Source organism: Singulisphaera rosea (assembly GCF_054877945.1).
Map to the genome: position 1 here is coordinate 1 of NZ_JBTYIP020000165.1, position 255 is coordinate 255.

Consider the following 255-nt stretch of genomic DNA (forward strand, 5'->3'; position numbering starts at 1 on the left):
CGCAGCGACATTGATCGGACGGAAGGACATGATCCTCGGGGACGGCCGGCAGATGAGAATGATCCCGGCGACTCGGCCCCGGCTTGCCCCGCTGCTGGCCGCGTGGTCGTGGCGGCGTGTCGGCACGAGAGGCCGAGGGGGTCACCCCGGTGGATGCCGAGGCCGTTTCGGTCTTGCGCCCGAAGAGTTGCTGTTCGCGGAGTCGGAGTAACGCCTGGAGCCGCCCGACCTCCTCCTTGAGCTGCGCCTCGCGAT

Annotated in this window: 1 pseudogene; it reads right to left on the minus strand. The window is 69.0% G+C overall.

From position 1 onward, the window contains the following. Positions 1–255 (minus strand): annotated as a pseudogene (locus ACYOEI_RS41355) (hypothetical protein); the annotation flags it as partial.